At 41.6% G+C, this 23,520-nt stretch carries 28 protein-coding genes; 18 read left to right on the top strand and 10 right to left on the bottom strand.

The window, feature by feature from the left end:
- Positions 1 to 53: 53 nt before the first annotated feature.
- From MKY19_RS16375 to glp, 4 genes are all read left to right on the top strand, one after another.
- Complete coding sequence (locus tag MKY19_RS16375) at positions 54 to 722, top strand: PspA/IM30 family protein (RefSeq protein WP_076283572.1); 669 nt, start codon at positions 54 to 56, stop codon at positions 720 to 722.
- Positions 723 to 845: 123 nt separating this feature from the next.
- A complete protein-coding gene (locus tag MKY19_RS16370; protein WP_042188754.1) occupies positions 846 to 1,250 on the top strand; it encodes a DUF350 domain-containing protein in 405 nt (134 codons plus the stop codon).
- 14 nt (positions 1,251 to 1,264) lie between these two features.
- Positions 1,265 to 1,771, top strand: coding sequence for a DUF4178 domain-containing protein (locus tag MKY19_RS16365; RefSeq protein ID WP_042188751.1), 507 nt, complete (start codon positions 1,265 to 1,267; stop codon positions 1,769 to 1,771).
- 174 nt (positions 1,772 to 1,945) lie between these two features.
- Positions 1,946 to 3,208 (top strand): gephyrin-like molybdotransferase Glp, encoded by a 1,263-nt coding sequence (gene glp / locus MKY19_RS16360; protein WP_339796106.1) that lies wholly within the window; start codon positions 1,946 to 1,948, stop codon positions 3,206 to 3,208.
- Positions 3,209 to 3,438: 230 nt separating this feature from the next.
- Here glp and xerS read toward each other — a convergent pair whose 3' ends face one another.
- Positions 3,439 to 4,521 carry a tyrosine recombinase XerS gene (xerS, locus tag MKY19_RS16355; protein ID WP_339796103.1) on the bottom strand — a complete coding sequence of 361 codons (1,083 nt, stop codon included), beginning with the start codon at positions 4,519 to 4,521 and terminating at the stop codon, positions 3,439 to 3,441.
- A gap of 263 nt (positions 4,522 to 4,784) precedes the next feature.
- On the opposite strand from xerS, the gene MKY19_RS16350 reads away from it, so the two are divergent.
- The 4 genes from MKY19_RS16350 to MKY19_RS16335 all read left to right on the top strand — a co-directional run bounded on the left by MKY19_RS16350 (position 4,785) and on the right by MKY19_RS16335 (position 6,961).
- Entirely contained in the window at positions 4,785 to 5,330 is a 546-nt protein-coding gene (locus tag MKY19_RS16350; protein ID WP_339796101.1) for a GNAT family N-acetyltransferase, read from the top strand.
- 184 nt (positions 5,331 to 5,514) lie between these two features.
- On the top strand, positions 5,515 to 5,616 hold the full coding sequence (locus MKY19_RS16345; RefSeq protein WP_197069683.1) for a sporulation protein YjcZ: 102 nt from the start codon (positions 5,515 to 5,517) through the stop codon (positions 5,614 to 5,616).
- A 184-nt stretch (positions 5,617 to 5,800) separates the two neighbouring features.
- Complete coding sequence (locus MKY19_RS16340) at positions 5,801 to 6,448, top strand: helix-turn-helix domain-containing protein (RefSeq protein WP_339796098.1); 648 nt, start codon at positions 5,801 to 5,803, stop codon at positions 6,446 to 6,448.
- Between the two features lie 33 nt (positions 6,449 to 6,481).
- Positions 6,482 to 6,961, top strand: coding sequence for a flavodoxin domain-containing protein (locus MKY19_RS16335; RefSeq protein WP_149647346.1), 480 nt, complete (start codon positions 6,482 to 6,484; stop codon positions 6,959 to 6,961).
- A gap of 287 nt (positions 6,962 to 7,248) precedes the next feature.
- Here MKY19_RS16335 and MKY19_RS16330 read toward each other — a convergent pair whose 3' ends face one another.
- The gene (locus MKY19_RS16330) at positions 7,249 to 8,184 is read right to left on the bottom strand and encodes a Gfo/Idh/MocA family oxidoreductase (protein WP_339796094.1); all 936 of its coding nucleotides are present in this window, start codon (positions 8,182 to 8,184) and stop codon (positions 7,249 to 7,251) included.
- Positions 8,185 to 8,295: 111 nt separating this feature from the next.
- On the opposite strand from MKY19_RS16330, the gene MKY19_RS16325 reads away from it, so the two are divergent.
- Positions 8,296 to 9,252, top strand: a complete 957-nt coding sequence (locus MKY19_RS16325; protein ID WP_339796091.1) for a WYL domain-containing protein — start codon at positions 8,296 to 8,298, stop codon at positions 9,250 to 9,252.
- Between the two features lie 169 nt (positions 9,253 to 9,421).
- Here the strand turns inward: MKY19_RS16325 and MKY19_RS16320 are convergent, their stop codons facing one another.
- A complete protein-coding gene (locus MKY19_RS16320) occupies positions 9,422 to 10,657 on the bottom strand; it encodes an MFS transporter (protein ID WP_339796089.1) in 1,236 nt (411 codons plus the stop codon).
- 143 nt (positions 10,658 to 10,800) lie between these two features.
- On the opposite strand from MKY19_RS16320, the gene MKY19_RS16315 reads away from it, so the two are divergent.
- From MKY19_RS16315 to MKY19_RS16305, 3 genes are all read left to right on the top strand, one after another.
- Positions 10,801 to 12,576: an ABC transporter substrate-binding protein gene (locus MKY19_RS16315; RefSeq protein ID WP_339796087.1), complete on the top strand. Its 1,776-nt coding sequence runs from the start codon at positions 10,801 to 10,803 to the stop codon at positions 12,574 to 12,576.
- A gap of 286 nt (positions 12,577 to 12,862) precedes the next feature.
- Positions 12,863 to 13,786, top strand: a complete 924-nt coding sequence (locus MKY19_RS16310) for a ketopantoate reductase family protein (protein ID WP_339796085.1) — start codon at positions 12,863 to 12,865, stop codon at positions 13,784 to 13,786.
- A 34-nt stretch (positions 13,787 to 13,820) separates the two neighbouring features.
- Positions 13,821 to 14,234 (top strand): VOC family protein, encoded by a 414-nt coding sequence (locus tag MKY19_RS16305; RefSeq protein ID WP_339796083.1) that lies wholly within the window; start codon positions 13,821 to 13,823, stop codon positions 14,232 to 14,234.
- Here MKY19_RS16305 and MKY19_RS16300 read toward each other — a convergent pair.
- Positions 14,211 to 14,414: a hypothetical protein gene (locus MKY19_RS16300; RefSeq protein ID WP_339796081.1), complete on the bottom strand. Its 204-nt coding sequence runs from the start codon at positions 14,412 to 14,414 to the stop codon at positions 14,211 to 14,213. The two genes, MKY19_RS16305 and MKY19_RS16300, sit on opposite strands and share 24 nt — an antisense overlap.
- A gap of 664 nt (positions 14,415 to 15,078) precedes the next feature.
- Between MKY19_RS16300 and MKY19_RS16295 the strand changes: the two genes are divergently transcribed.
- Positions 15,079 to 15,756 (top strand): stalk domain-containing protein, encoded by a 678-nt coding sequence (locus MKY19_RS16295; RefSeq protein WP_339796079.1) that lies wholly within the window; start codon positions 15,079 to 15,081, stop codon positions 15,754 to 15,756.
- A gap of 319 nt (positions 15,757 to 16,075) precedes the next feature.
- Here MKY19_RS16295 and MKY19_RS16290 read toward each other — a convergent pair whose 3' ends face one another.
- Together MKY19_RS16290 and MKY19_RS16285 are read right to left on the bottom strand one after the other, a co-directional pair.
- A complete protein-coding gene (locus MKY19_RS16290) occupies positions 16,076 to 16,282 on the bottom strand; it encodes a transposase (RefSeq protein ID WP_339796077.1) in 207 nt (68 codons plus the stop codon).
- A 288-nt stretch (positions 16,283 to 16,570) separates the two neighbouring features.
- Positions 16,571 to 16,966, bottom strand: a complete 396-nt coding sequence (locus MKY19_RS16285) for a hypothetical protein (protein WP_339796074.1) — start codon at positions 16,964 to 16,966, stop codon at positions 16,571 to 16,573.
- A gap of 148 nt (positions 16,967 to 17,114) precedes the next feature.
- On the opposite strand from MKY19_RS16285, the gene MKY19_RS16280 reads away from it, so the two are divergent.
- Positions 17,115 to 18,053 carry a GNAT family N-acetyltransferase gene (locus tag MKY19_RS16280; protein ID WP_339796071.1) on the top strand — a complete coding sequence of 313 codons (939 nt, stop codon included), beginning with the start codon at positions 17,115 to 17,117 and terminating at the stop codon, positions 18,051 to 18,053.
- Positions 18,054 to 18,184: 131 nt separating this feature from the next.
- Here MKY19_RS16280 and MKY19_RS16275 read toward each other — a convergent pair whose 3' ends face one another.
- A complete protein-coding gene (locus MKY19_RS16275) occupies positions 18,185 to 18,361 on the bottom strand; it encodes a hypothetical protein (RefSeq protein ID WP_339241515.1) in 177 nt (58 codons plus the stop codon).
- A 237-nt stretch (positions 18,362 to 18,598) separates the two neighbouring features.
- On the bottom strand, positions 18,599 to 19,057 hold the full coding sequence (locus tag MKY19_RS16270) for an Hsp20/alpha crystallin family protein (protein WP_339796069.1): 459 nt from the start codon (positions 19,055 to 19,057) through the stop codon (positions 18,599 to 18,601).
- A 115-nt stretch (positions 19,058 to 19,172) separates the two neighbouring features.
- Here MKY19_RS16270 and MKY19_RS16265 point away from each other — a divergent pair, with 115 nt between their 5' ends.
- The 4 genes from MKY19_RS16265 (at position 19,173) to MKY19_RS16250 (ending at position 20,837) form a co-directional block, all read left to right on the top strand.
- Positions 19,173 to 19,397 carry a spore germination protein gene (locus tag MKY19_RS16265; protein ID WP_036687577.1) on the top strand — a complete coding sequence of 75 codons (225 nt, stop codon included), beginning with the start codon at positions 19,173 to 19,175 and terminating at the stop codon, positions 19,395 to 19,397.
- A gap of 12 nt (positions 19,398 to 19,409) precedes the next feature.
- Entirely contained in the window at positions 19,410 to 19,631 is a 222-nt protein-coding gene (locus tag MKY19_RS16260; RefSeq protein WP_076283585.1) for a spore germination protein GerPB, read from the top strand.
- Positions 19,632 to 19,679: 48 nt separating this feature from the next.
- Positions 19,680 to 20,300 carry a spore germination protein GerPC gene (gene gerPC, locus MKY19_RS16255; RefSeq protein WP_339796065.1) on the top strand — a complete coding sequence of 207 codons (621 nt, stop codon included), beginning with the start codon at positions 19,680 to 19,682 and terminating at the stop codon, positions 20,298 to 20,300.
- A gap of 159 nt (positions 20,301 to 20,459) precedes the next feature.
- Positions 20,460 to 20,837: a spore germination protein GerPE gene (locus MKY19_RS16250; protein WP_339796063.1), complete on the top strand. Its 378-nt coding sequence runs from the start codon at positions 20,460 to 20,462 to the stop codon at positions 20,835 to 20,837.
- Positions 20,838 to 21,076: 239 nt separating this feature from the next.
- Here MKY19_RS16250 and MKY19_RS16245 read toward each other — a convergent pair whose 3' ends face one another.
- Entirely contained in the window at positions 21,077 to 22,033 is a 957-nt protein-coding gene (locus tag MKY19_RS16245; RefSeq protein WP_339796061.1) for an alpha/beta hydrolase, read from the bottom strand.
- A gap of 87 nt (positions 22,034 to 22,120) precedes the next feature.
- Positions 22,121 to 23,443, bottom strand: coding sequence for an amino acid permease (locus MKY19_RS16240; protein WP_339796057.1), 1,323 nt, complete (start codon positions 23,441 to 23,443; stop codon positions 22,121 to 22,123).
- Positions 23,444 to 23,520: the final 77 nt, after the last annotated feature.

Below are 23,520 nucleotides of genomic sequence, written 5' to 3'. Positions count from 1 at the left end.
TGCGTAAAAGATATCAAGTGAGTATTTAAATTATCTTTTGGAGGAATGAAACCATGTCTATATTTAAAAGATTGCGCGATTTAACAATGTCTAACGTGAATGCGATTATCGACAAAGCAGAAGACCCGATTAAGATGACCGATCAGTACATTCGTGATATGACCGAAGATTTGGAAGATGCAGAAAAAGCGGTAGCGGCTCAAATCGCTATTGAGAAGAAGTTCAAGCAGCTATATGAAGAGCAGGAAGCACTTGTTAACAAACGTACGCAACAGGCACATGCTGCAGCTCAAGCTGGTAATGTTGACCTCGCTCGCCGTGCTCTGGAAGAGAAGAAGGCTGCTGAAGCTAAACTGGTAGAATACAAAGCTAGCTTCGATCAGAACAAAGCATCTGCGGATAATCTTCGTGGGAAGCTTGACGAAATGCGTAAGCAACTTACTCAAATGAAGAACAAACGTGAAACCTTGGTTGCTCGTTATAATGCTGCTAAAGCTCAAACCGAAATTAATAAAGCGATGAGTGGTTTCAGCTCTGATTCCGCATCTGCTGGCCTGAAACGTATGGAAGAAAAAATGATGCAAGCAGAAGCTCAAGCCGAAGCTAGCAACGAGATGAGCTCGGGCAACAAATCACTTGATGATGAGTTCGAGAAGTTGAACAAAGATCAAGCAGTAGAAGATGAATTGGCTGCTCTGATGAAACAATACGAGAAGCAATAACATTTGATCTTAGCCGTTTCACGGCTGATGTTCACAGGCGAAGGGGAGACAGGAATATCGTTTCCTCTTCGCTTTATCTATGCTTATGACAGCATGCAAAATGAATAAGCGGGGGCTATTAGAATGGATTTCCATATCCTGGTGTCCATGGTCGTGTGGACAGTGAGCGGCGCGGTGTTGCTGTTTGTGCTGATGTTCGTAGATTCACTCTTCACTCGATACAATGATTTAGAAGAGTTAAAGGCTGGAAATATGGCAGTTACTACACGTTTTGTAATGAAGCTATTGGCACAGGCATTCATTTTATCATCATCGATAGCTGCTTCTAACAGCCTGCCAGATGCTTTGCTGATCTCGATTGTATCTTTTTTTCTTTTGCTTATATTGGAAAGAACGGTCCGTCTCCTCTTGGCTAAATGGGGGAGTCTGGATCTGGATCATGGTACACAGCTTGGCAAAATCGGGTACGGCTTATTATCAGGCTCACTGCAAATTACGGGAGCTTTAATTATTTCTGCATTTATGTAGGGGGAACGATCAAGTTGAGTATATGGAAACGTATAGGTAATCTTTTCTCCAAACCAGCGGCACAGGAAGTTCAGAAAAGTATGCTTAATTTGTCTCCCGGAGACATCTGTGAAGTATCGCTCGTTACCTACGAGGTTACCGGCAGGACCCATAATCGTGGACGAAATGCGGTAGTGCTGACATTAAGAGATGGTAGTCAAATTGCCTATTTGCATATTGAGGAGCGGGAACAGCTGCAATATGGTTTATATAAACCTATTGATGGGCGCTTAGATAATCCTGCTGAGGTTCCAACAACACTTGAACTGGATGATTATACATTTTTTCTGGAGGAAGAGTATGAAGGATATGTTGCTGCCCTAGGCCAAACCCCTTTTATGAATGGTGGAGAGCAGCATGTATGGCAATATCAGTCAGATGATTCTCGGCTTCTGCGTGTAGAATGGCAACATGGACGGTTCATGCTGTATGAAGGGGAGAAAGTAATTCCTGGTGATGTGAAGGTAATTAGAGCATCCTAGACATGAATCGTAAGAGATGTGATCTTGAGATCGCATCTTTTTTTTGTAATTACGTAGCTGAAATCGGTAAAGGATTAATGTCGTTTCCACCATTCATTTTACTTCAGGATAGCTCATGTTAAAATAGTACCTATTGTACTACAAAAAACGGACGATTTAGAGCGGAGGTATGGTATGAAGGATCATAAATTTCAGCGCAGCGCGCTTCAAGTAAAAGAGGCACAGGCCAAAATAATCAGATTTGCTAATCCGCTAGAGTCACAGGAGGTCTCATTGAATGAGGTCTGTGGACGTTATTTGGCTAAGGAAGTGATTGCGCCACATCCTTTTCCCGCGTTTAACCGTTCTAGCATGGATGGATATGCAATTATTGCAGCAGATACAAGTCACTGTGTAAATGGTCAAGTCGTATGGTTAGAAATGGTGGACAATATTCCATGTGGCGCTGTGGCATCGGTAGATATAACTTCGGGAACAGCCGCAAGGATAATGACTGGAGCACAAGTGCCGTTAGGGGCAGATACTGTAGTTATGCTAGAAGTAACGGAGACACGTGAGGAGGAAGGAAAGACTTACGTAGGTATTCGAAAGAAGCAGGAAGCGAAGTCTAATATCACACCGATGGGGCTGGAGTTAAGCTCTGGTGAGCTAGTGCTGCCAGCGGGGCGATTAATCTCTGCCGGGGATATAGCTGTTCTGGCAGCGTTTGGCATACATACAGTGAAAGTCTATCGTCGGCCTAAGGTAGCTATCTTTGCGACAGGCACAGAGCTGCTAGAGGTACATGAACCACTACAGCCTGGCAAAATTCGAAACAGCAACTCACCCATGCTCGAAGCTTTAGTCAAAGAGGCAGGTGGGGAGCCCGTGATGCTGGGATCTATTGTGGATGATCTGGAGCTGGCTCGAAGTAAAGTACAGATGGCGCTGGAAACCTATGATTTTGTAATCACTACGGGTGGAGTATCGGTAGGAGATTATGATATTATGGGCGATTTGGTTCGTGAACAGAGTGGAGATATGTTATTTAATAAAGTGACGATGCGTCCGGGGAGTGTAACCACTGCTGCTGTTAGAGGTGGTAAGCTGCTGTTAGCCCTATCAGGTAATCCAGGTGCTTGTTTCGTTGGTTTTCAATTGTTCGCATGTCCGGTTATCAGATTAATGCAGTGTGCGTCACAGCCGTTCTTACCAGAATGGAGCGCCACACTCGGTGCAGATTATAACAGAGTGAATGACTTTACCCGATTTGTTAGAGCGCGATTAGAGATCCGTGAAGGCAGCCTTTATGCCATTCCAGCAGCGATAGACGAATCTTCCGTGATGGTCACGATCAAGGATAGCGATTGTCTGATTGTTGTTCCACCAGGGGATCGAGGCTTATCTACGGGTGCTAAAGTGACTATTATCAAGCTTCCGGGAGAAATACGGGGATAGGATAAAGGTAAAATGCTTTTTGACATTAACAATAGGACGGAAATAGCTAATTATCTAATATGCCAACGATATTATTTATAACATTTCAATATATGAAAAATTCACAATAGAAAAGCCGATATTTCAACATAATGCTAATCTGATCAGTCTTTCTAAACCATGTAAAAAGAGAGCCGGCCACACCTTTTCCATAAAAATCGGATAGGGTATGGCCGGCTTTTCGCAAAAAATTAACTATCCAAACGGCGTTCAATCGCCTCAGACATCGTTTTGTCCGTGAGATGAGCATAGATTTCGGTTGTTTCTGTCGAAGCATGCCCGAGCTGTTCTTTCGTTTTATAAATATCGTTTTGCAGATAATAGTCTGTTGCAAAAGAGTGACGAAGCTTATGTACCGTTAGATAGGGCTTACCAAAGCGTTTTGCATATTTAATAATCATTTCTTGAATGGCTCTTTTGGTCATGCGTTTGCCTTCTTGCCGTCCATTGGGCAAAGCGATAAATAAAGCTTTTTCCCTCTTCGGCGTTTTATAACGGGATTGACGTAGGCTTAAATAAAGAGCTAAATCCTCTTTAGCTTGTTCTCGAAAATAAACAGGGGTTTTGAAGGTTTCATCATTGTTCCCTTTTCGGGTGACATAGATCAGCTTGTTGTTAACATCCAGATCATCTACGTTTAGATTGACTACTTCGGATACACGAAGACCAGAATTCAGAATTAAGCTGGCAATACAGGCATCGCGTTCACGATTTAATTGAAAGGAGTAATAGGCCTGCTTGTTTCCTTCAACATCTCGTCCATATCCTTCGAAAATGTACCCCACAAATTCCAGCAGTTCCTCATCCTCTAGAATCTTGCCCTTTAATTTAGCAGCAGTATCCTTAGGTTTATGCGTTCGTTTAACTTCAACCTTAGCCATAATGTTTCGCTTAAGCAATGGATAGAAGTTCTCGTCCTCAGCGATTTGACTTAAATAATGAAATAAAGAGCGTAATGCGGACAGCTTACGGGACACGGTTACTCGTGTATTGGTTCCCTCAGCTCGGGTAGTGAGGTGTAGGCGGTATCCAACAATACTATCCATATGCAGGGTTTCTAATTCCAGCAGAGTGATCTCTGTATTGGAGTTGGCCTGTGAGAGGCCTTCTGCACGCAGCCATCCAAAAAAGGACTCATAGTCCCGAATATACTCCAGCAGGGTGGAAGGGGATAGATCAGGACGCTTATAATCAATAAACTGCTGAACGAACCAAGGCATGAGAGGTAGCTTTAGATCCAGTTTTTTACGGTCATCGTTCTTTTGAACGCTCATGTGATTCACCTTTTCCATAGTTTGCATATCATTTCTTCTTTCTATCTTATCATGTTTTGTCCAAATATAAGAAAGTATAAGTTTCACACCATACTTTATGCCTTATATTTCTCGCAGAAACGGAAACCGTCCCAATAAGGACGGTAAAGCCGGTTCTTCTTGTCCCATGGCTTTGATCAAAGCTATTTACTAGTGATGAACTTGCTCCTGAAGTAACTAAGTTATATGATGTGTAGTAAACATAAATGGCAGAGGTGCACGAAATGGAACTTGGAATGGAGCTGGTTCCCAAAGAGCGGAAACAGACGATAAGCAAACTAATGCAGTACTATTTATATGATTTCACCCGTTATCTGGAGCTTGATGTAGATCAAGATGGAGTATATCCAGCTTATCCGGGATTAGAATCATTTTGGGGTAGTGGCAACAATAAATTTGCGTATTTGTTTAAAGTAGACGGGAATATTGCCGGATTTGCTTTGGTGGAACGGTTGTTGTATGATCCCGAAGGGCAATTTTACATGACTGAGTTTTTTGTGATGCAAAAATATCGCCGGAGCGGTGTGGGGACCTGGGCAGCGCATAAATTGTTTGATATGTACCCAGGCGACTGGAAGGTGTCACAGGTACGCGCGAATACGCCTGCCCGTAATTTCTGGCATAGAGTGATTGGAGAGTACACAAATGGAGAATTTAAAGAGCGTTTTAATCCGCCTCAAGGAAATCCGAGTCAATACTTCAATACATTAACTAATAATAAGGTTAATAATTATAAAGGTAACAGCGATGATGTAGTCATGAAAAATTAATGGTTATCTCACAATAATTAAGATAAACGCAGAAATTGTTTACATAATAATTATTATGTAAACAAAAAACGAATAACCTAACAGCCTTAACAGGAATGTTGGGTTATTTTTGTTCATTTCACCCAAGCACAGAGTGGGATTTAGCATATCTTATGGTGTACTCAATTACAAAGGAGGAGTTAAAATGGGCGAATTCGCAGGAGGATATGGTGGATTTACTTCCACAGGAGCGATTCTGGTTCTGTTTATCCTGTTGGTTATCATCACTAAAACTCTTTGTCTGTAATCCTTTAACATCATGAAGTTTGGTTCCGCCAGTCTATAAGGACTGGCGGATTTTTCATGTTTGGATATGACAATAAGGGTTGGGTGGTTTGCCTGTGACTTACTATATAGAAAAGAACGTTATAAATTATATATATTTAACAGTGTTCAATGACTAAACGATGTTCAAATTATAAGGAGACGTCATGATGACTAAAGAACAACGGCAAATGCGTGAGCGTGAGGAAATGAAGAAAAGAATTTTAGAGGCTGCGGCCTTGTTGATTGCAGAGGAGGGGATTGAAAAGCTTTCTATTCGCAAAATTGCAGAGAAAATCGAGTATTCTCCGGGTATTATTTATCATTACTTTCAGGGTAAAGATGAAATTGTGGTGAGATATTTGCAACAGAAATATACAGATATGGTTGTCGGGCTTCAGTCCGTACAGCGCAAGGTGGAGCATGAACTGCCACCAGAGACGCTTTTGAGACAATCGCTTGAGCAATGGATCAGGATGACCCTTACCACAAGTGTTGAGTACCGTAATGTTATGCTAAATGATACACCGGCTGTTCTTAGTTACACAGCAGTTCTATTCAAGGGAGCTGGTCAGGAGCGTAAAGCGATAGGTATGCTCTGTCAATGTCTATCTAGGTTCGAATCGAAAGAACAACATATGGAATCTTCGATAGAGCTCACTGCTCAAGTGATGTGGAGTGCTGCGTTCGGATTAATTATGCGTTTGATTGTGGAAAAGGATTTGCCAGAAGATCAGGTTGAAGCACTGATATCTTGTTATTTGGATTCTATGGTTTCAATAGCAACCAGGGAGATACGTGAGCCTTTAACATAGTAGGATGATCAGAGGGTGGAGGGAAGAATCAGAATGAAGACGATTATTATTTATACTTCTAAATATGGATGTACGGAGAAAGCTGCCTATTTATTGAAAAATCAATTGGATGATGAGACTGAAGTAGTTAATTTAATGCATGCTAAAGAGCCTACATTAGAACGGTACGATACTGTCATCTTAGGTGGGTCTATTTATTTTGGGAAAATACAAAAACAAATGACGGAGTTTACTTCAAAATATCAAAATGAACTAGCAAAAAAGCGCGTTGGATTGTTTATTTGTGCAGGAGCGAAGGGGGAGCAAGCCATACAAGAATTGAAATCTTCATTTCCAGAGAAGCTGTATAACCAATCAATTACAAAAGAAGTGTTCGGTGATGAGATTTACGAAGAGAAGATGACTGCATTAGATCGAGTGGTTCTGCGAGTGGTAAAAGGGAAGAATAAGAGTGTAAATGGATTATCCCAAGAGACGATAGAACGGTTTGCACTTGCGCTAAAGAAGCGGTGAACGAGTGTGGAAAATCGATTTCCTGAAATCAGTTAACATAATAATGATTATGTTAACTGATTATTGTTCTAGATACAAATTTCATTAGTTAGGAGAAGGGGGCTTATAAAAAGTATGGATTTTTGATTTTATCGCTATTATTTTCCGCTATTTCATCATATGAAAAATTCACAATAGAAAAGTCAAAATCCACTACTGTCTCACCCTATACACTACACATCAATAAACAATTCACCTCACCCTACAAACAAAACCCTTGAAAAAGGATATAACATCCCTTGATCCATTTATACAAGCTTTTTTTCAATGCAAATAGCTAGTTCTATAGCTTGTATCGCATGGTCTAACTCAATTATTGATGAACTACCCTCCACTAGACATTGGAGTGCATACTCCAAACTTTTTTCATAGGGATTAGCTGGTTCTAACAAAAGATCTTGTTTACCTACAGCGGTATATTCAATTAATGAGCTTTCAACAGCTCCATTCATGTTGTCACTCTCTTGAAAGACAAGCTTGCCTTGTTCAAAATATGCCTCATAGCCTACGGTAAAAGGATACGAAACCGGCATTTGTGAAGAAACAACGATCTCTGCGGATACATGAGGTTGCTGAAAAATTGCACGGACTAAGGCTTGATTACTTTTACCACCATCGGATCCCCAAACCGAGTGCGGCTCCATAGACCCCAGCATCCAGGTCACAAAATCCAATTCGTGAATCATCAGATTTGTAGCGATAGCGTGCAGACCGAGGTCACCCCACAAAGGAGGCGTCTCTCTTTTTAAGGTAAGAGATAAGAGTTTTCCGTATTTCTCATTATGATTCGCTTCGTAAAGATATTTGTACGCAGGATCGAATTTAATAAACTGGTTGACGAGAATTCGCGAATCATACAGTTGTTCAGCTTCCTTCATCGCAAGAGCATCTTCTAAGTTGTAGCAAACGGGTGTCTCACAGAATACATGTTTTCCATGCTTAAGCGCATCGACTGCATACTGCCTATGTAAAAAAGAGGGCAAACAGATATCAATCACATTTATGGTGGAATCAAGCATAATATCGTCAATATTAGTAGTTATCTCAACGCCTAAAGATTGTTTTAGCTCCTGCAGCTTAGCTTCGTTCCGACCAAAGATAATTACTTTGTCTACTCGATCCATTGTCGTCCATAACTGCGCATGATAAGCTCCGAATCCAGTTCCCAATACGCCTATGTTCATGTGTATCAGCTCCTTTAATGTAATGAACTAATCATAACCTTCTATTGTTGACAACAGCTTGGCAAGAATTATGATGTATACTATAAAAAAAGAAAAACTTGGAGGCTCCCCATGCGCTTGCATCGTTTGATTGCAATTTTATTATTAGTGGAATCAAGAGGGAAGATGAAGGCCAATGACTTAGCTGAAGCCTTGGAAACCTCCGTACGTTCTATCTATAGAGACATTGATGTATTAGCTGAAGCAGGAATACCACTGTTATCCACGCCGGGACCGAATGGTGGCATCTCCTTGATGGAGGGGTATACTGTTAACCTAAATCAGCTTCATGGGGAAGATGTAATCAATCTATTTTTAACAGGAATGGGGATTCATACTGGCGGACATACAGATTCCGGATTAAAGCTAAAGACAACCCTCTTGAAATTAGAAAAATCATTACCCGCTTCCTATCAAAATGATATCCAGAAGGCACAAAGACGTTTTTATTTTGATGATACACCTTGGTGGACAGAACGCTTAGAGATTCCATGTCTGGAATCGATTCGAACTGCTGTTTGGAGATCTCAGAAACTACAGATTGAGTACCACAAGATTAACGGAGTCATCTCGAGCAGGAAATTACAGCCCTATGGTCTAGTTGTGAAAAAAGAAGAGTGGTATCTTATAGCCTACTGTGAAGAAATCGAACAAATCCGCACGTTTAAATGTGAGCGAATCGCCTCTATACAGCTTATAGATGAAGAGTATGCTATCCCTCAGGACTTTTCATTAGAAAGGCACTGGAAGCAGCAGGAGAGGGGATTTAAGCAAGCTTGTAAAGAGGAAGAGATCTACCCAGTATTGATTAGAACGGATAAGAGGAGAGAGGCCTCGCTACACGGGGTGGAGATTATGAAAAGAGTAGAGGAAGGAGATCAAATAACCCTTACTGTAAATATGTATAGCTATGATAGTGCATGTACGAATATTTGGGGAATACTTGGACAAGGCGAGATTGTGGAACCTTTGGAACTGAGACAATATGTGAAAGTACAGGCGAATTTGCTACAGGAGGTTTACAATTAGCATGATTTTTATGTGAAAAAGGGACCGTTTCGATTGCATGTTCTGCAATGAAACGGTCCCGCTCATTTGTGAATAGGCTTTATTCATTCAATCGGTTTACATAATAATTAATATGTTAACTAATTTGGGATTGACACATAATAACCTTTAGATTTAATAAATTAGACTTTTATGTGCTAGTGTCTACGTCAAGAGATAACTTCTCTCTGGCAGTAAGCCTCTTGTGCGCTACGAATAGAAAAGGAAGACCTATAGCCGTGGTTAAAGCGAGTGGCAGGAAGATCGTAAGGCCATTCTGAGCTCCATAATGATCCAGCAGCACTCCGCCGAAGATAGGCGCGATTACACTCCCCAAATTGTTAAAGCCAATCGTTCCAAAGTACGTACCCTTCATTTCTGGCTTCGCGATCCGATCAATTAACATATCCATCATCGTAAAGAGCAGTACTTCCCCTATCGTAAATAGTACGACACTAAACATTAGAAGGGCTACACCTTCAGCTAAACCTACTAAGAGAAGACTAATAGCAACGCAGATATTTCCGAGAATCAATGGAACAATCGGTGAGAATTTGCTTGCAGTACGTACGATAGGATACTGTACCACGAGTACTGTAATGGCATTGAGTGACAACATATAGGAGAATAATTGCCCACCATTTGTGAAATGGGTGTTCATTGCTAAATATTGCGCCATAGTTGAACCAAAATGTCCGTATCCAAGTACACAAAAGATTGTACCAAGTAGAACTGGCAAGAATACACGGTCTCTACCGGTTGTTGCCAAGGCTTCAAGTAAACGTGGTGGTTCAGCTTGCGTATGACTCTGCATGCTTGAACGATGCAATTTAAATTGGACGAATAATACAAGTCCATATGCAACATATACAACACCAGCGATCATAAAAGGAAACGTTGATTCGGCAGAACCGAGCTGTACTCCAATAATCGGACCAAAGACAACACCAAGGTTAATCGCAGCGTATCTAAGATTGAATACAAGCAGCTTACTTTCAGCAGGGGTAATGTCGGATAAAAGTGCCCGTGATGTGGGCTCAAACACGGATCTGCATAAACCGTTCAGGGTGTTGACTAAGAAGAACACCCACAGATGTTGTGCCACAGAGAATCCGAAGAATACTGCCGCCCAGCCAAATACGGAGATTAACATGACAATTTTGCGGCCTACAATATCCGAGATATATCCTCCGTAGAAGCTGGCCATTACGCCCGCCAGAGAGCTGACGGCTACCGTAATCCCCGTTTGTGTGGGGGTGGCTCCAAGGACTTGGGTTAAATAGATGGATAAGAACGGAATGCTCATTGAAGTTACCAAACGTCCGAACATCGTACCGACGATGATAGTCCAAGCTAGTGGGTGAATATGCCTAAGATGCTGGTTCATAATTGAAAAGGTCTCCTAATCTGATAGCTATAATTTAGTACTGCATATTCATTAACGATATATGTATAATTATAATGATAAAAGGGGGAAGTAAAAGTGTAAGAATTACTTACAGTGTTTCACCTTTAAAGGAGTGAACGATCGTGGACCATATTAGTAATCATTTTTTATGTTTAGCAATAGCCATCCCATCCTCAATAGATATAGGGGAAGCTAATCCTGTGACGATAGATAGACTAGCTTCGATTCTGTGCTGCACTCCGCGTAACGTAAAGTTTATTCTGCGAAAACTTGAAGAGCAGGGTTTTATACACTGGCAGCCTGGAAGAGGACGTGGAAATATCTCGCAGCTAACTTTTCTTCGAACGATTGAAGAGGTGCTTGAGGACAACTTTCAGGAACTGATTAATAAAGGGAAGATTAAGGAAGCTATAGAGTTATTAAGTCGTGGTCAGGTTAGCGACACATTAAAGGAACGGTTATTAATGGTGTTAAATAAGCAGATGGGCTTCCGTAGTGAAACGGAGTCGACATCAGGATTGGATGTCTTGCGAATTACACGAAACCGGCATATGGAAGTGCTGGATCCAGCTTATGTATATACCGCGTTTGAATCCTATTTACTCGGACAAATTTATAGCACATTAGTTACCTATGATGCGGCAAGTGATACCTTTCTTCCCGGATTGGCGCATATGTGGGAAGCCAATGAAGATTGTACTAGTTATATTTTTTATCTACGGAAAGGTGTGCGATTTCATCACGGCAGGACTATGACCTCTAGAGACGTAAAAGAGACATTTCAACGACTTATAGACTTGAACAGTCCGGCATTGAGCTTGTACAAAGATATTGAACGAGTAGAGCTTGAAGGAGATCACAGGATCAGGTTTGAGCTGTCTCGTCCGAATCTCTTTTTTCTCCATATGTTCAGTTGTATTCATATGTCGATTCTTCCTCATGATGTAGATCTTGTAAATGAAGTAAGTGGAACAGGGCCCTATCGTTTACTAGATCTTAATGAAGATGTGCTAGTCCTCGCGGCATTTGACTATTATTACGGTATACGCCCGCTACTAGATCGTGTGGAAATCTGGTATTTGCCAGAACAAGCTTCAAATGAACGATTGTATGAACTTCCTGAATCTGCTCAGGAAGGTTTATTACCTAATATCATCTGTAACCACAGTATTGACTACCCTGCCTTGGGATGCCGATATCTCTTGTTCAATTTCCATAAAGACGGAATTCATCAACAGCAACTATTCCGGCAGGCTATACGAATCCTTTACAGCCGAGAAGCCTTAATTAAGGAGTTAGGAGGGAACCGTAGTACCCCTGCTGATAGCTTTTTACCTTGGGAGAGCAGTAAGAGAAGTATTATTGAGCCTACTCTGGAACATGCGAGAGAGCTTCTAGTGGCAAGTGGCTACCAGGGGGAGACCTTAAGATTAGCTACAAAAGATAAAAAAGAAGAGCGAGAAGAAGCCCTGTGGCTTCAAGCACGAGCTGCTTCAGTAGGACTGCATATTGAGCTGTATTTATTCAACGAGTTTAACTCAGCAGATATAAAGAACACCTCCGAAATCCTCCTTGCTGAAGAGGTTCTTGAAGATGATTGGCAGTGGGGAATGGTTAACTACTTTAATAATAAACTTAATTATCTTTTTTCTCTGCTGAGAGATGAACAGATCTTGTTATTCTCAGATGTACTTACCGATTTCACGCAATCCCCAAAGGAAGAAAGAATAAAGTTGCTGGATCAGGCAGAAGGTGTGCTTAGGGACAACTATTGGGTGTTATATGGTTGTCATATGAATAAAAAAGCGCAGCTAAATCAAAGCTTGTTTGGACTTCACACCAGTTCATTCGGATTTCTGGATATCTCAAAACTGTGGATCAAAACTACTAGTCTTTAAGGAGAGTTACCTAAATATGCTTGTACAGGAATGTTTTCTTTTGCTATACTTTCCAGGGAGGCTGTATCGATAATCATCGAATGGTGCTCTAATAGGTTTTAATAAATGAATAGTAATTAACTTGTAGCCATGGAGGTGAACTCGTTGGATTTTGCTCAGATCCGTAAGGACCGAGACAAAAGAACGGTCGATACTTGACTCTTTTTTTGCCTTTCGGACCTGTTTAGCAGATAGCTAAAAGGTCTTTTTGTTTGTTTAAATTAAGGGAAAAGAAGGGGAGATTATTATGCGTTTTCTTATCGTGGGTGCAGGAGCTATAGGTGGATATTTCGGGGGTCGTCTAGTTCAAAAAGGAGAAGATGTTACTTTTCTCGTCCGAAATGCCAAACAGATTCAGTTAGAAGCGGACGGTTTGATTGTAAAAAGTGTTCATGGGGATTTACAGACTTCTGTACGAACGATTTCTAATAGGGAAGAAGCAGAGCCTTTCGACTGCATTATTATAGCGGTCAAGGCATACCATTTGACTCAGGTGATGAATGACATAGAACCCTACGTCGGTGAACATACACTGATCCTCCCGCTCCTCAATGGTTATGATCAATTTAGCATTTTGCAGAAGCGTTTTGGCCCAGAACATGTGCTGGGTGGTCTTTGTTATATAGAAACAACTCTAGATTCAACAGGTACTATCGTTCAAAGCAGTTCGTTTCATAGTATTGTGTTTGGTGAATGGGCAGGTGGTGAGTCAGAACGAACACAGTTGCTTCTGAGTCATTTGGATCATGCTGGATTCACAGTGACATTAAGTTCTGATATTCAGCGCGAAGTGTGGCAGAAATATATATTTGTAGCTAGTCTGAGTGGGATTACCACTTTAATGGATAGCTCTGTTGGGCCTATTTTTGCTTCCCCAAAAGCACGTGCAATCTATGAGCAGCTTCTTCAAGAGATTGTTAGCTTGGCTCAAAATGCTGGAATGCCTGTGGGACCGGAAAATATAGCTTCCACGATGCAAAAGATGCTTTCTGTGTTACCTGAATTTACTTCATCCATGCATCGGGATATGCATAAGCAACTACCTGTAGAAGCGGACCATCTGCATGGGGCACTTCTGGCTATGGCTGTTCCGGGTCAAGGCGCGTATCCGGTTCTCGAAACCGTGTATGCCCGTTTGAAAGTATACGAAAGCGTTAATGATATGAAATGATCTACTTTAAATCACAATAAGGAGCTGGACAATTATGATGGAAACGAATCAAAAGATCATGACTTTTCTAATGTTCGAAGGTAAGGCAGAAGAAGCTATGAATTTCTATACGTCCTTGTTTGATGATTCCGAAGTTATTAGCATTAAGCGATATGGAGCGAATGAAGCAGGACCTGAAGGGAGTGTAATGCAAGCTTCCTTTTCTATGCATGGACAAGTATTTATGTGTATAGATAGTTATGTTCAGCACGGGTTTACCTTTACTCCAGCGATATCCTTATATGTAAATTGTGAGAGTGAAGCTGAAATTGATCGGGTCTACGAATCATTAGCGCAAGGTGGACAGGTCCTAATGCCTCTTGGAAGCTATCCGTTTAGTCCGAAATTTGGCTGGGTAGCGGATAGATTTGGCGTGACTTGGCAATTAAATTTTTCGGGGAATGCATAACGATTGAAGTGTTGCGCGGTCAAATCTTTTAGGGTTTGACCCGACATACTTTCCAAGTGGAAAAGTAGGTTTTCTACGATTAAAGTTGATAGCCCACTCTCCATTTTTAATCCGCAAAAAGGTCAAAAGAGCAGCAATTCTCCCGTCACTGGAGAATTGCTGCTCTTTGTTTATGGTCATAGCAAGTGAAAGTCAACCGACCTCAAGCGTCATTTTTTCCATGCTGTCAAAAGAAAATAAAGTATTAGACTCGAAAAATAAAATTGTAGACTGGCATGGCGATTAGCAAACGGCTGAGCAGCGAGGCTGTAGCTCGAGCTCCTGATTCTTTTGGATGCATTGGGGTGGACAGCCGGGTGAGATTATATTCTCAAACAGAACCGTAGCAAGGATACGCTCGTCCGACTAGTTGAGGTCTTAAAAGAGTAAACGGCTACATCACAAAGAAGGTTGGTCGAGCTAATCGGTGTATCCCAGGGACGAGTGAGTCAGTTAATTCAAAAATTGAAAGAGTCAGCCCGCGGATTTGGCGAGTAGTTGGTACTGCTATGGGAATGAAGTAGGCGCTTCTGGACTACTGCCGGGAGCGCTTTTTTTCGTGTTTTGATGATAATACACAGAAGAAGAGTTATATGCTTTTAGAAAGGGCTGGGTTAATCAGTAGCTTGGAAGAAGGGAGAATTGGAAATGAAGCATTGGGCTTTGTGATATAATATGGTAAAATATTCAACTCTACAGAGACTATCCCACATGTAGCGTCATCTTTCAGAGAGATTATCTCTCAAATAACCGTTGTTTGCGGAATACCTGGATTTGAAGAAATCCCAAGAGGGGAAAAACAGAAATGAAGAAGAAGGTTGTTACGACTTTATGCGGTACCATGATACTTTTAGTGGGCATGGGCACAGGTGCTTTCGCGAGCACACAGCTCCAAGAAATTAAAGCGTTGTTAAACGGAGATTTAAAAATCAGAGTGAACGGGGAGATTACCCCTCTCAAAGATGGCAATGGCAAAGCGGTACTTCCAATTACTTATAAAGGAACTACTTATCTTCCGGTACGATCTGTTTCTGAGCTTCTGGATGTTCCGGTGAATTATGACGGGACAGCCAAAGAGGTGATTATTGGCGAACAGCAGGCAGGCGTTCCCGTGAAGCAGGAGGATTTTAACACGAGTCTGTATACCAAGGACCCTGCACTGACCAAATACGGCGGCAAAAATTATAAGGAAGTTCTGTACAGCGCACCTAATTCAAATATTAAATATACCGCGCTCAGCCCTAACGGCAAATATCAGAAGCTTGTTCTACAATTCGCTTCAGTCGGCAAGGAAGTGGAATCTCTTGAAATTAGAGATAATGACAAGAATGTGCTCCTTAAAAAAGTAGAGAAGATTTCACCTAATAGTGATCTCCAGACGATTGAGGTAGATATTTCTGGAGTAAAGACCATCGCAATAAATGTGACACAAGCTGTTGATGGCGGGTTCATTATTCCGCTAGATACTTCAATATACAAGTAAGATTAAGCAGCGAAGCCCACAATGCCCGAATAGGCGTAGTGGGCTTATTTTCACGTGAGGTTACATTGGATTTTTTCTCGTTCTTTTGCTATAAAGAGATTTAAATCCATCTTTCGTTATATGTGGACATGCTTAGAGGGTATGTGTCGACTCGAAAAATAAAGTTGTAGACTGGCATGGCGATTAGCAAACGGCTGAGCAGCGCGCCTGCAACTCGTGCTCATGGTTCTTTCGGATGCAACGGGACGGGCCGCGATCGGTATGCCGACGACAAGAATGTGTTCGCCGGTAGCCATTTAAAGGGACGTTACTCAGTCTACTAATTTATTTTCTTCGAACACATGCCGCGAAGCAGAAATCGCCGGAAGCTCCGATTGTTCTTTAGTTGTCCAAACATACTCTCTAGTTCTATCATTCGACGTACGGACAAAGCATAGTCTTCCTCGCTTCGCAGGATTTCCTGAGCTTGGTATACTGAATGTTCAAAAGAAACCTCTTCTTTGAAATAGTTGTGTGGTAACTCCATTTTACCAAAAGAGAGTTTTTTTTGCGTTTTTTTAAATATTGTAGTCCATTTCCCGCCTACACAGCGGAGAGAACGGACTGATTGTGGAAAAGCGATAGCGGTCGCCTTTGTTTCCGGATTTTATCCGCTAAGGAAAATTGAAAAAAATCTGGACACAACAGCGATTGGAACAATGGACCGTTCGCGGAGCGTCCTTATGGAGCGCAACCGTCTATCCGACTCCAAAAACAAGGGATCTCCTAAGCATCCGTTTCATGGCTTTTGGGACAGCCCCTTAGAAGAAAGGATTTAATTACATTGCTGAACAACAGTTGTGCCCTCATTAGTAATCGTGACAGTTGAATAACCAGATAGATACTCTGTATAACCGCATACCGTTTCTTGGGTGGATTGTCCTTTTGCGTTAGTATACTTAAGGTATATAGAACCTTCACCACTTAAGCTCAATGTAGGTTTGAACTTTTTTGTTTCACCTTTCTTGATGGGATCTGTAAATAATTCCTTAGAATCCATATGGATTAAACCTATTTCAATAGAGCTAATTTCATCATCCGACTGATTATCAACAGTGAGTAAGAAATTCTTAAATGGAGTTAGGATATTTGATATCGTACCGATCCCGAAAGCTATCACAATACCTAATGAAAATATAGCAATACCTATAAAAAATCGTCTCTTCATCATTTAGTCCCCCTATGTAAGTAAGACAGGGTTCACTCGATAAATGTTACGGTATATAAGAATTAATTATAACTATTCATTAACAAGTGAAATTGGAAGAGTTGTGCTACCCTTAATGTATGCCAAAATTTATATGAAAAGGGGTTTTGTTTTGACAAAATCTACGATTCTTTCATCAGAAGGAATAACGATTCGTCATTTTGAACAAGGGGACATGCCATTACTGGGTGAGTTATATAACTCGGTTACTTCGCGGGGAAATGCTGTTTTTTGGTGGGTTGGCGATAAGGAAAACTGGGAGAATGTGTACTGCGCCTTTGAAAATGGAAAAATGGTTGCCAAAGGTCAAGTAGAGATCATAAATATTGTGCCGCCTGGGCGTTCAAAGGAAAGCAGACATTCGATCTATTTGAATTTGAAAACAATACCTGATCGAGAAGAAGACTACGATTTATTAGAGAGCATGTATCAAACGCTCCTCTTGAGAGCACTTGAATTGAAGGAAACTTTATCAACAGCGTACAAAACGACACTATGTGTCGGGAATAACGCATCAGAGATCGCAAATACGCAATTTTTTGAAAAAGAAAAGGGCTTCTGTCAATTCAATAGCTTATTTAAAATGAATCATACTCTTGATCATTCCTACACCGTACCTGAACTGAAAAAGGAATTTGAATTTGCAACTTGGATGATGGAGACGCCACAAGAAGAAGATCTTTATTTAGAATTGGAAACAGAGGTTTGGCCAGAAACCCCACTCGGGAAAGAACGGCTATCTCAGTTTAAGCAAAATCCGCTTTGGAACTCTATGGTTGTTCGAGAAGGGGAGAGGGTTGTAGGCAGCTTGATGGTATGGCAGGAAGAGAAAAGTGGGTATATTGAAAATGTTTTTGTACTAGAGCCGTGGAGAAGATTTGGGATTGCTACGTACATGCTTTCTCAAGCGTTAAACTATTTCAGAACACATGGACTTGAAGAAGCCTATTTAATGGTGTTAACAGATAATGATTCTGCATTGCATCTTTATGAATCTGTCGGATTCAGTTTATCGAGTGAGGAAAGACGGTATCGTATAGAACTCCTATAGTTTTTGAAGTGGAGGATTACTAAGCAAAGTGTGATTCAGTTTCATCGAGGTTCGATGACAGGATTGCACTTTTTTAGTAATCCGTTCGCCTTGTAATAAATGATGACAGGAAATCCTCTGAACAATTTTGTTCAGTTACTGTTAGTTACTTGTTTACCCTCGCATTTCTTACACACGTTAACCTTTTCGCCAGAAAGTCCTTTTCCGATGTACAACAGCTTAATACGAGTGCTGCCGCAGATCAGACATGTTCCTCTGCTTCGGGATGGCATACGCCAGAGTGCTTTGCCGCGCTTGTTTTTGGACATAAATAGCCCACCTTTGCGATTGATACCCTATCTTATGAGCGAGGGAACCTTAAAGTTCGGAGAATGAAGCTTATAAATTCCTTTGTGATTGCAGACAAAATTAAGGATAAAAAGGGCAAAAAACGCCCTAAAAAAACAGCGCATAACTTAAATTATACGCTGTTTTAGTTTTAAGACGTTTTTTTGAGGAGAGATCGCCACTTGGACGAGCAAATAGGTGGGATTTTAAGGATTTTTTTATAAATAACGGATGTCGATATCTCTAAATTTACCTGCTGACATTTTCGGCATTCTGAATTGCAATGAGCCTTGTTTATAAGTGCCTCTGCTCTGATCCGGATTGACTGGAACGGGGAGTGGGATGATCTCGCTATGATCTTTTCCGAGACCGCTTAATTTGATTTGTGTTCGGTTGATTTGTGCCCAAATACTTTCGGGGTGAATTCCACTTGGAATACGGATTTTCGTGATCAAATAATTATGTGTGTCCAGATGCTCAAATTGCAGACTTGAGGTTTCGTTCGTAAATGACGAAGAGGTCGCTGCAGTAGCTTCTTTGATTATTTTTTCAACATAGCCATCGATCTGGCTTGGATCCAGCTTCCATTGCTCTTCAAGTGACTTTAAGGATAACTTTTTCTTAAAAAAGGGATCTTCGTTCATCCAATCTAAAGGGTTTGATTTATTCGGACTCATGAACGCTCAACCTCCTTCATTTTTAATCCATTGTATGGGCGTATGACTTATTCAGTGACATCTGGGCGGATATCTACATAGAATAGGTTATCATTCCGAAGGGAGGAGTGGTTTGGTGGTTTCAATCATCGGCAATATTAAAATTAACAGCGTAGGCCCCAGTTCCACAGTCTTAGTAGGAAATACGGCATCCGTTATCTTGAGCAGTAACTCCAAAATCTATGCCGGTGCCAACTCCTTCTCCATAGGTGACTCCATAGGTACAAACATTACGAATAATGCAGCCAGCAGTACGAACACGATGGATTCAGATGTGGTGGATCAAGTATCGCCTCCTTAAGGGTGGGTTTACATGAATATTACGGTGTATCAGTGCATATCGGTCAATCATCTGAAAATTGGTACGATCTCAAATTCATCGGTTTTGCAGATCGGTACTTCCGGCCGAATTAATGCCTTGTCTCATAGTTATCAGTCTAGTGACGTTCCAGAATCTCCTCCTGCGCCATCACCAGCGGTAAGTGATTCACCTCTTGTACCCTTGCCTCCACCAACTGAACTATATACACGCTAGAATTAGGCTCTTATCCTTCGCATACAATAAACCATAGGAGGGGGTTGTATGCACCCGTATTATGTTCAGCAAGTCTTTAATGCACTAAGAGTACAAGCAGAAAAGATTCAACTGCTAGAGAAACAACTCCAAGATTTAAAAGGGGACGTAGACAGCATAAAGAACAATAAAACTGCAAGTATAGGTCCTATAAATTATCATTTTGAACAATTGAAAATCGAGAAGCTGGAAGGCACTTTAAATATAGGCATTACACCAAATGAGGGAAATAATCTGGATGAAGCGATGATCAATGGTAAGCCTATTGGGGAGCAAGAGGGAGGGACACCAACTGCATCTGCATTATCGGATAAAATCCGTCCAGAGATTCTGAAGTATGTGCAAGAGGAAGTTCCTTTTCAATTTTCACGCTTAGAAAAAGAGCAGAACTTAAGTATTGATGAGCAGTATATCCAAATGGTAACCCAGGATCTGCTGAATCAGATGGATGGCCGGATTAACGAGTATGTAAGCCAGCTTCCTGCCGCTGAAGAAGGGCGTGGATACACAGAAGAGGAAAGTGCTCCTATTGTTGAACAAATCAAACGAGATATTGTTACGGCGGTAGAACGGCATTTGGAAATAAACATAACTGGAAGGCGGGAGCCGCATGAAAGTAACCGTGATTAACAGAGATATAAATGTAAACGCAGTAAAAGTGGTTTCGATATCAGGTTCTTCAGTATTTTTAGTAGGGGATACACAGACGATTAACTGTTCTTCGGCGTTTGACAGCGTGATAGAATATACTCCGAGTACTTCGGATCAAGTCAAAAAAGGCAGTTAACAATGCACAACTCGCGTATACAAGATGTATACATTAATAATCTGTCTGACAGTTCGATTTTCTTATGTGGATCTGTAGAGCGGATTCAGTCCAAATTCGTGGGCAGTAAAGAAAATTACCTATATAACATACAAGAGATTAATAGCAATAATAGAGAGGCTTTACGCTTAGACATCCCTCTTGCGATCTGGTCGAACCAAGTGAATGATGATGTTGAGATTTTAAATGATTCTGAGGAATCAAGCATTAATATTAAATTTATTAAAATCTTATCGATTGGCTCTGGAACGACCTTTCAGATTGGAAATGGTAGCTCAGTTCATCTGGAGAGTCGAACCAGTGAGTTCAAGCGGGAAATAGCTTCAGAAGATGAGGGGTAATTTGGCATATTTGTTGATACTTATTTTATAAAATTAAATTAGTTTACATAATCATTATTATGTAAACTAATTTAAGGTACTGTCCTATAAGAAAGTACTTATCACAAATAAGGGAGCTTCGAGCTACGAAAAGGAGGGCCATCAAAGGTATTCTGCTATAGAAATAGCATTAAACTTATAATTAGAGAAAGCCTGCACATTTGTAGGCTTTCTCTAATTTGGTGAAAGGACATATTTATTTAGAAACCTTCGCGAAGCCATGTAGTCGCCAGCTTGATGGCGGCTTTTTTGGCATTGGTTTCAGCTAAAGGATTAAGCATCACGAAATCATGTATGATCCCTTGAAAACGAACTGCCGTGACTGTGACCCCAGCTTCACGTAATTTGGTGGCATAAGCCTCGCCTTCATCACGTAGAACATCTGCTTCACCCGTTATGACTAGTGCTTCGGGTAGATCGCGTAACTGATCTACACTAGCTCGAAGCGGGGAGGCTGTGATCTGCTTCCGCTCCTCAGGGTCAGTTGTATATTGATCCCAGAACCATTTCATTCCATCACGCTGCAAGAAGTATCCTTCTGCGAATTTATGATAAGATTCGGTATCAAAGGAGGCATCCGTTACCGGATAGAACAAAAGTTGTTTCCCTATCTTCGGGCCACTGCGTTCTTTAGCCATAAGCGTAATGGCGGCTGCCATATTTCCACCGACACTATCACCGCCTATGGATAGCTTGCTAGCATCAAGTGCATGTTCACTACCCTGTGCAGCGATCCATTTCAGGACAGCATAGATTTCTTCAATTGCTGTAGGATATTTAGCTTCTGGAGAAAGGCTGTAATTTGGAAAAACAATGGCAGCCTCCGCTCCGACAGCTAGTTCACGGATCAAGCGGTCATGGGTATGTGCATTACCAAACACCCAGCCAGCACCATGAATGTAAAGGATCACTGGCAACGACGCGGAAGAGGAGCTAGGGGGCCGGACAATTCTTATGGAAACATTACCATTAGGTCCTCCTGGCACCATAAGATCTTCAATTTCGACTTCAGGTTTATATATCTCACTGGATTGTACAGTATCTACCGTCTCACGGCCTTTTTCTGGTCCAAGATCAGGAAGGAACGGAGGTTTGGAATTATCATCAGCAAATTTCTGCGCTGCTGGCTCAAGAATGATCTTTGGTTGATTTGACATGATGTATCGTCTCCTTTATCTGGTCATAGTATAGTTTACCCTCTTCATACCATAACCATCTAAACGAATGCTGAAACGATATGAGTCTTACAATGCTTTTTGTTGATCCTCACGAATTTCACTTTTTAAATCCCTTATTCCAGCAACCGTTTGTTTATGTTTGATACGGAAGATCAAAATAAACATCAAAGTAATAAGTAACGGATAGCCTATTGCCCAGCCTGTAAAAGGAAACACGGCGGTGGTAGCTAGAAAAGAGATCCAGCTAATCGTTACGCCTAATCTACTTCCCTTAAGTAGGCGTATCCCCGCAGCACAACCTCCGATATAAGTCAGGATAAAAGTCGCATTTGGAAACTGGATCAAAGTAGTGATAGATATCAATCCGCTGCTGTACAGTGACATGACCGTTACAAAACAGAGGAGCAGGAAAGCTATCCCACCGATAGGGGTATGATATGGTTTGGATAGTCTTCCCATCCATTGCGGTGCATAGCCCTGACGTGATAACGCATAAGCCACACGCGAGGCAGCACCGGCATAAGCGATAATGGTGGCGGTACAGATGAAGAGACCTGTAAGTCCTGCGATAAATCCTCCCCAGCGTCCAAGGGGCTGGCTGATGATCCAGACAAGTGAAGTGCTCGACCCACCTTTAAGGTAGCTTTGTGTGCCAACCGTTGCTAAAGCGGATAAGAAATATAGAACACCTACAATAATAGCAGCGATGGTCACACCTTTAACTGCAGCACGTTGTGGATCTTTGAACTCCTCAGAGAGATGTGAGACAGCTTCCCAACCAATAAAACACCAAAATAGAATTGCTGCAGCCTGTCCAATGCTCATCCATCCGTGTGGGGCAAAGGGAGTGAAGTGTTCAACCTCCATTCGAGGAAGCGCAGTAGCAAACGAGAAGACGAGAACAGCTACAATCGCAATCACTACAGCAATTTGTACCTTTCCCGCCACTTGCATACCAATCCAGTTTGTAATTAGCCCAATGGCCAACATCACCGCAGCGATAGTAATTCTCGCAGGTTCATCCCAGCCCATTGCGGCTGTCATATAACCAGCTCCGGTCAGCGCAGCGACAGGCGCACCAATCGGAACGGACATTAGGAAGAACCAGCCCACTAAAGATCCGGCTTTAGGTCCGAAAGCAAGGGTGACGAAGTGGGACACGCCTCCTGCGTTAGGAAATTTGGCAGAGAGCAGGCCCATCGATAAGGCCATTGGCAAAATCAACAGCGTCATAAATCCCCATGCCAGCAATGAAGCGGGACCTGCCATTTCTGCAGCCAGTCCGGGAACGATTAAGACTCCCGAGCCCAATACAGCGCCGATATAAAGAGCTATGGCTTGCGGCATGCCGATGTTTCTTCGTAAAGTGGTTGAACTTGAATCTTTCATGATTTTTAATCCTGCTTTCATTGTCTTTTGTTATAGAGTAGCAGATAATAGATCCATTGGAAAAACAGATTTTTTGA

The organism is Paenibacillus sp. FSL R5-0744 (genome assembly GCF_037972555.1).
Lineage (GTDB): Bacteria > Bacillota > Bacilli > Paenibacillales > Paenibacillaceae > Paenibacillus_AQ.
Note: the sequence above shows the minus strand (reverse complement) of the source record. Positions and strands in the feature narration are given on the sequence as shown.

Bases quoted from the DNA above. Each gene is read 5' to 3' on its own strand.
- MKY19_RS16375 (WP_076283572.1), top strand. From the start codon at position 54: ATGTCTATATTTAAAAGATTGCGCGATTTAACAATGTCTAACGTGAAT.
- MKY19_RS16370 (WP_042188754.1), top strand. From the start codon at position 846: ATGGATTTCCATATCCTGGTGTCCATGGTCGTGTGGACAGTGAGCGGC.
- glp (WP_339796106.1), top strand. From the start codon at position 1,946: ATGAAGGATCATAAATTTCAGCGCAGCGCGCTTCAAGTAAAAGAGGCA.
- xerS (WP_339796103.1), bottom strand. From the start codon at position 4,521: ATGAGCGTTCAAAAGAACGATGACCGTAAAAAACTGGATCTAAAGCTA.
- MKY19_RS16350 (WP_339796101.1), top strand. From the start codon at position 4,785: ATGGAACTTGGAATGGAGCTGGTTCCCAAAGAGCGGAAACAGACGATA.
- MKY19_RS16345 (WP_197069683.1), top strand. From the start codon at position 5,515: ATGGGCGAATTCGCAGGAGGATATGGTGGATTTACTTCCACAGGAGCG.
- MKY19_RS16340 (WP_339796098.1), top strand. From the start codon at position 5,801: ATGATGACTAAAGAACAACGGCAAATGCGTGAGCGTGAGGAAATGAAG.
- MKY19_RS16335 (WP_149647346.1), top strand. From the start codon at position 6,482: ATGAAGACGATTATTATTTATACTTCTAAATATGGATGTACGGAGAAA.
- MKY19_RS16330 (WP_339796094.1), bottom strand. From the start codon at position 8,184: ATGAACATAGGCGTATTGGGAACTGGATTCGGAGCTTATCATGCGCAG.
- MKY19_RS16325 (WP_339796091.1), top strand. From the start codon at position 8,296: ATGCGCTTGCATCGTTTGATTGCAATTTTATTATTAGTGGAATCAAGA.
- MKY19_RS16320 (WP_339796089.1), bottom strand. From the start codon at position 10,657: ATGAACCAGCATCTTAGGCATATTCACCCACTAGCTTGGACTATCATC.
- MKY19_RS16310 (WP_339796085.1), top strand. From the start codon at position 12,863: ATGCGTTTTCTTATCGTGGGTGCAGGAGCTATAGGTGGATATTTCGGG.
- MKY19_RS16305 (WP_339796083.1), top strand. From the start codon at position 13,821: ATGATGGAAACGAATCAAAAGATCATGACTTTTCTAATGTTCGAAGGT.
- MKY19_RS16300 (WP_339796081.1), bottom strand. From the start codon at position 14,414: ATGACCATAAACAAAGAGCAGCAATTCTCCAGTGACGGGAGAATTGCT.
- MKY19_RS16295 (WP_339796079.1), top strand. From the start codon at position 15,079: ATGAAGAAGAAGGTTGTTACGACTTTATGCGGTACCATGATACTTTTA.
- MKY19_RS16290 (WP_339796077.1), bottom strand. From the start codon at position 16,282: ATGGAGTTACCACACAACTATTTCAAAGAAGAGGTTTCTTTTGAACAT.
- MKY19_RS16285 (WP_339796074.1), bottom strand. From the start codon at position 16,966: ATGATGAAGAGACGATTTTTTATAGGTATTGCTATATTTTCATTAGGT.
- MKY19_RS16275 (WP_339241515.1), bottom strand. From the start codon at position 18,361: ATGTCCAAAAACAAGCGCGGCAAAGCACTCTGGCGTATGCCATCCCGA.
- MKY19_RS16270 (WP_339796069.1), bottom strand. From the start codon at position 19,057: ATGAGTCCGAATAAATCAAACCCTTTAGATTGGATGAACGAAGATCCC.
- MKY19_RS16260 (WP_076283585.1), top strand. From the start codon at position 19,410: ATGAATATTACGGTGTATCAGTGCATATCGGTCAATCATCTGAAAATT.
- gerPC (WP_339796065.1), top strand. From the start codon at position 19,680: ATGCACCCGTATTATGTTCAGCAAGTCTTTAATGCACTAAGAGTACAA.
- MKY19_RS16250 (WP_339796063.1), top strand. From the start codon at position 20,460: ATGCACAACTCGCGTATACAAGATGTATACATTAATAATCTGTCTGAC.
- MKY19_RS16245 (WP_339796061.1), bottom strand. From the start codon at position 22,033: ATGTCAAATCAACCAAAGATCATTCTTGAGCCAGCAGCGCAGAAATTT.
- MKY19_RS16240 (WP_339796057.1), bottom strand. From the start codon at position 23,443: ATGAAAGATTCAAGTTCAACCACTTTACGAAGAAACATCGGCATGCCG.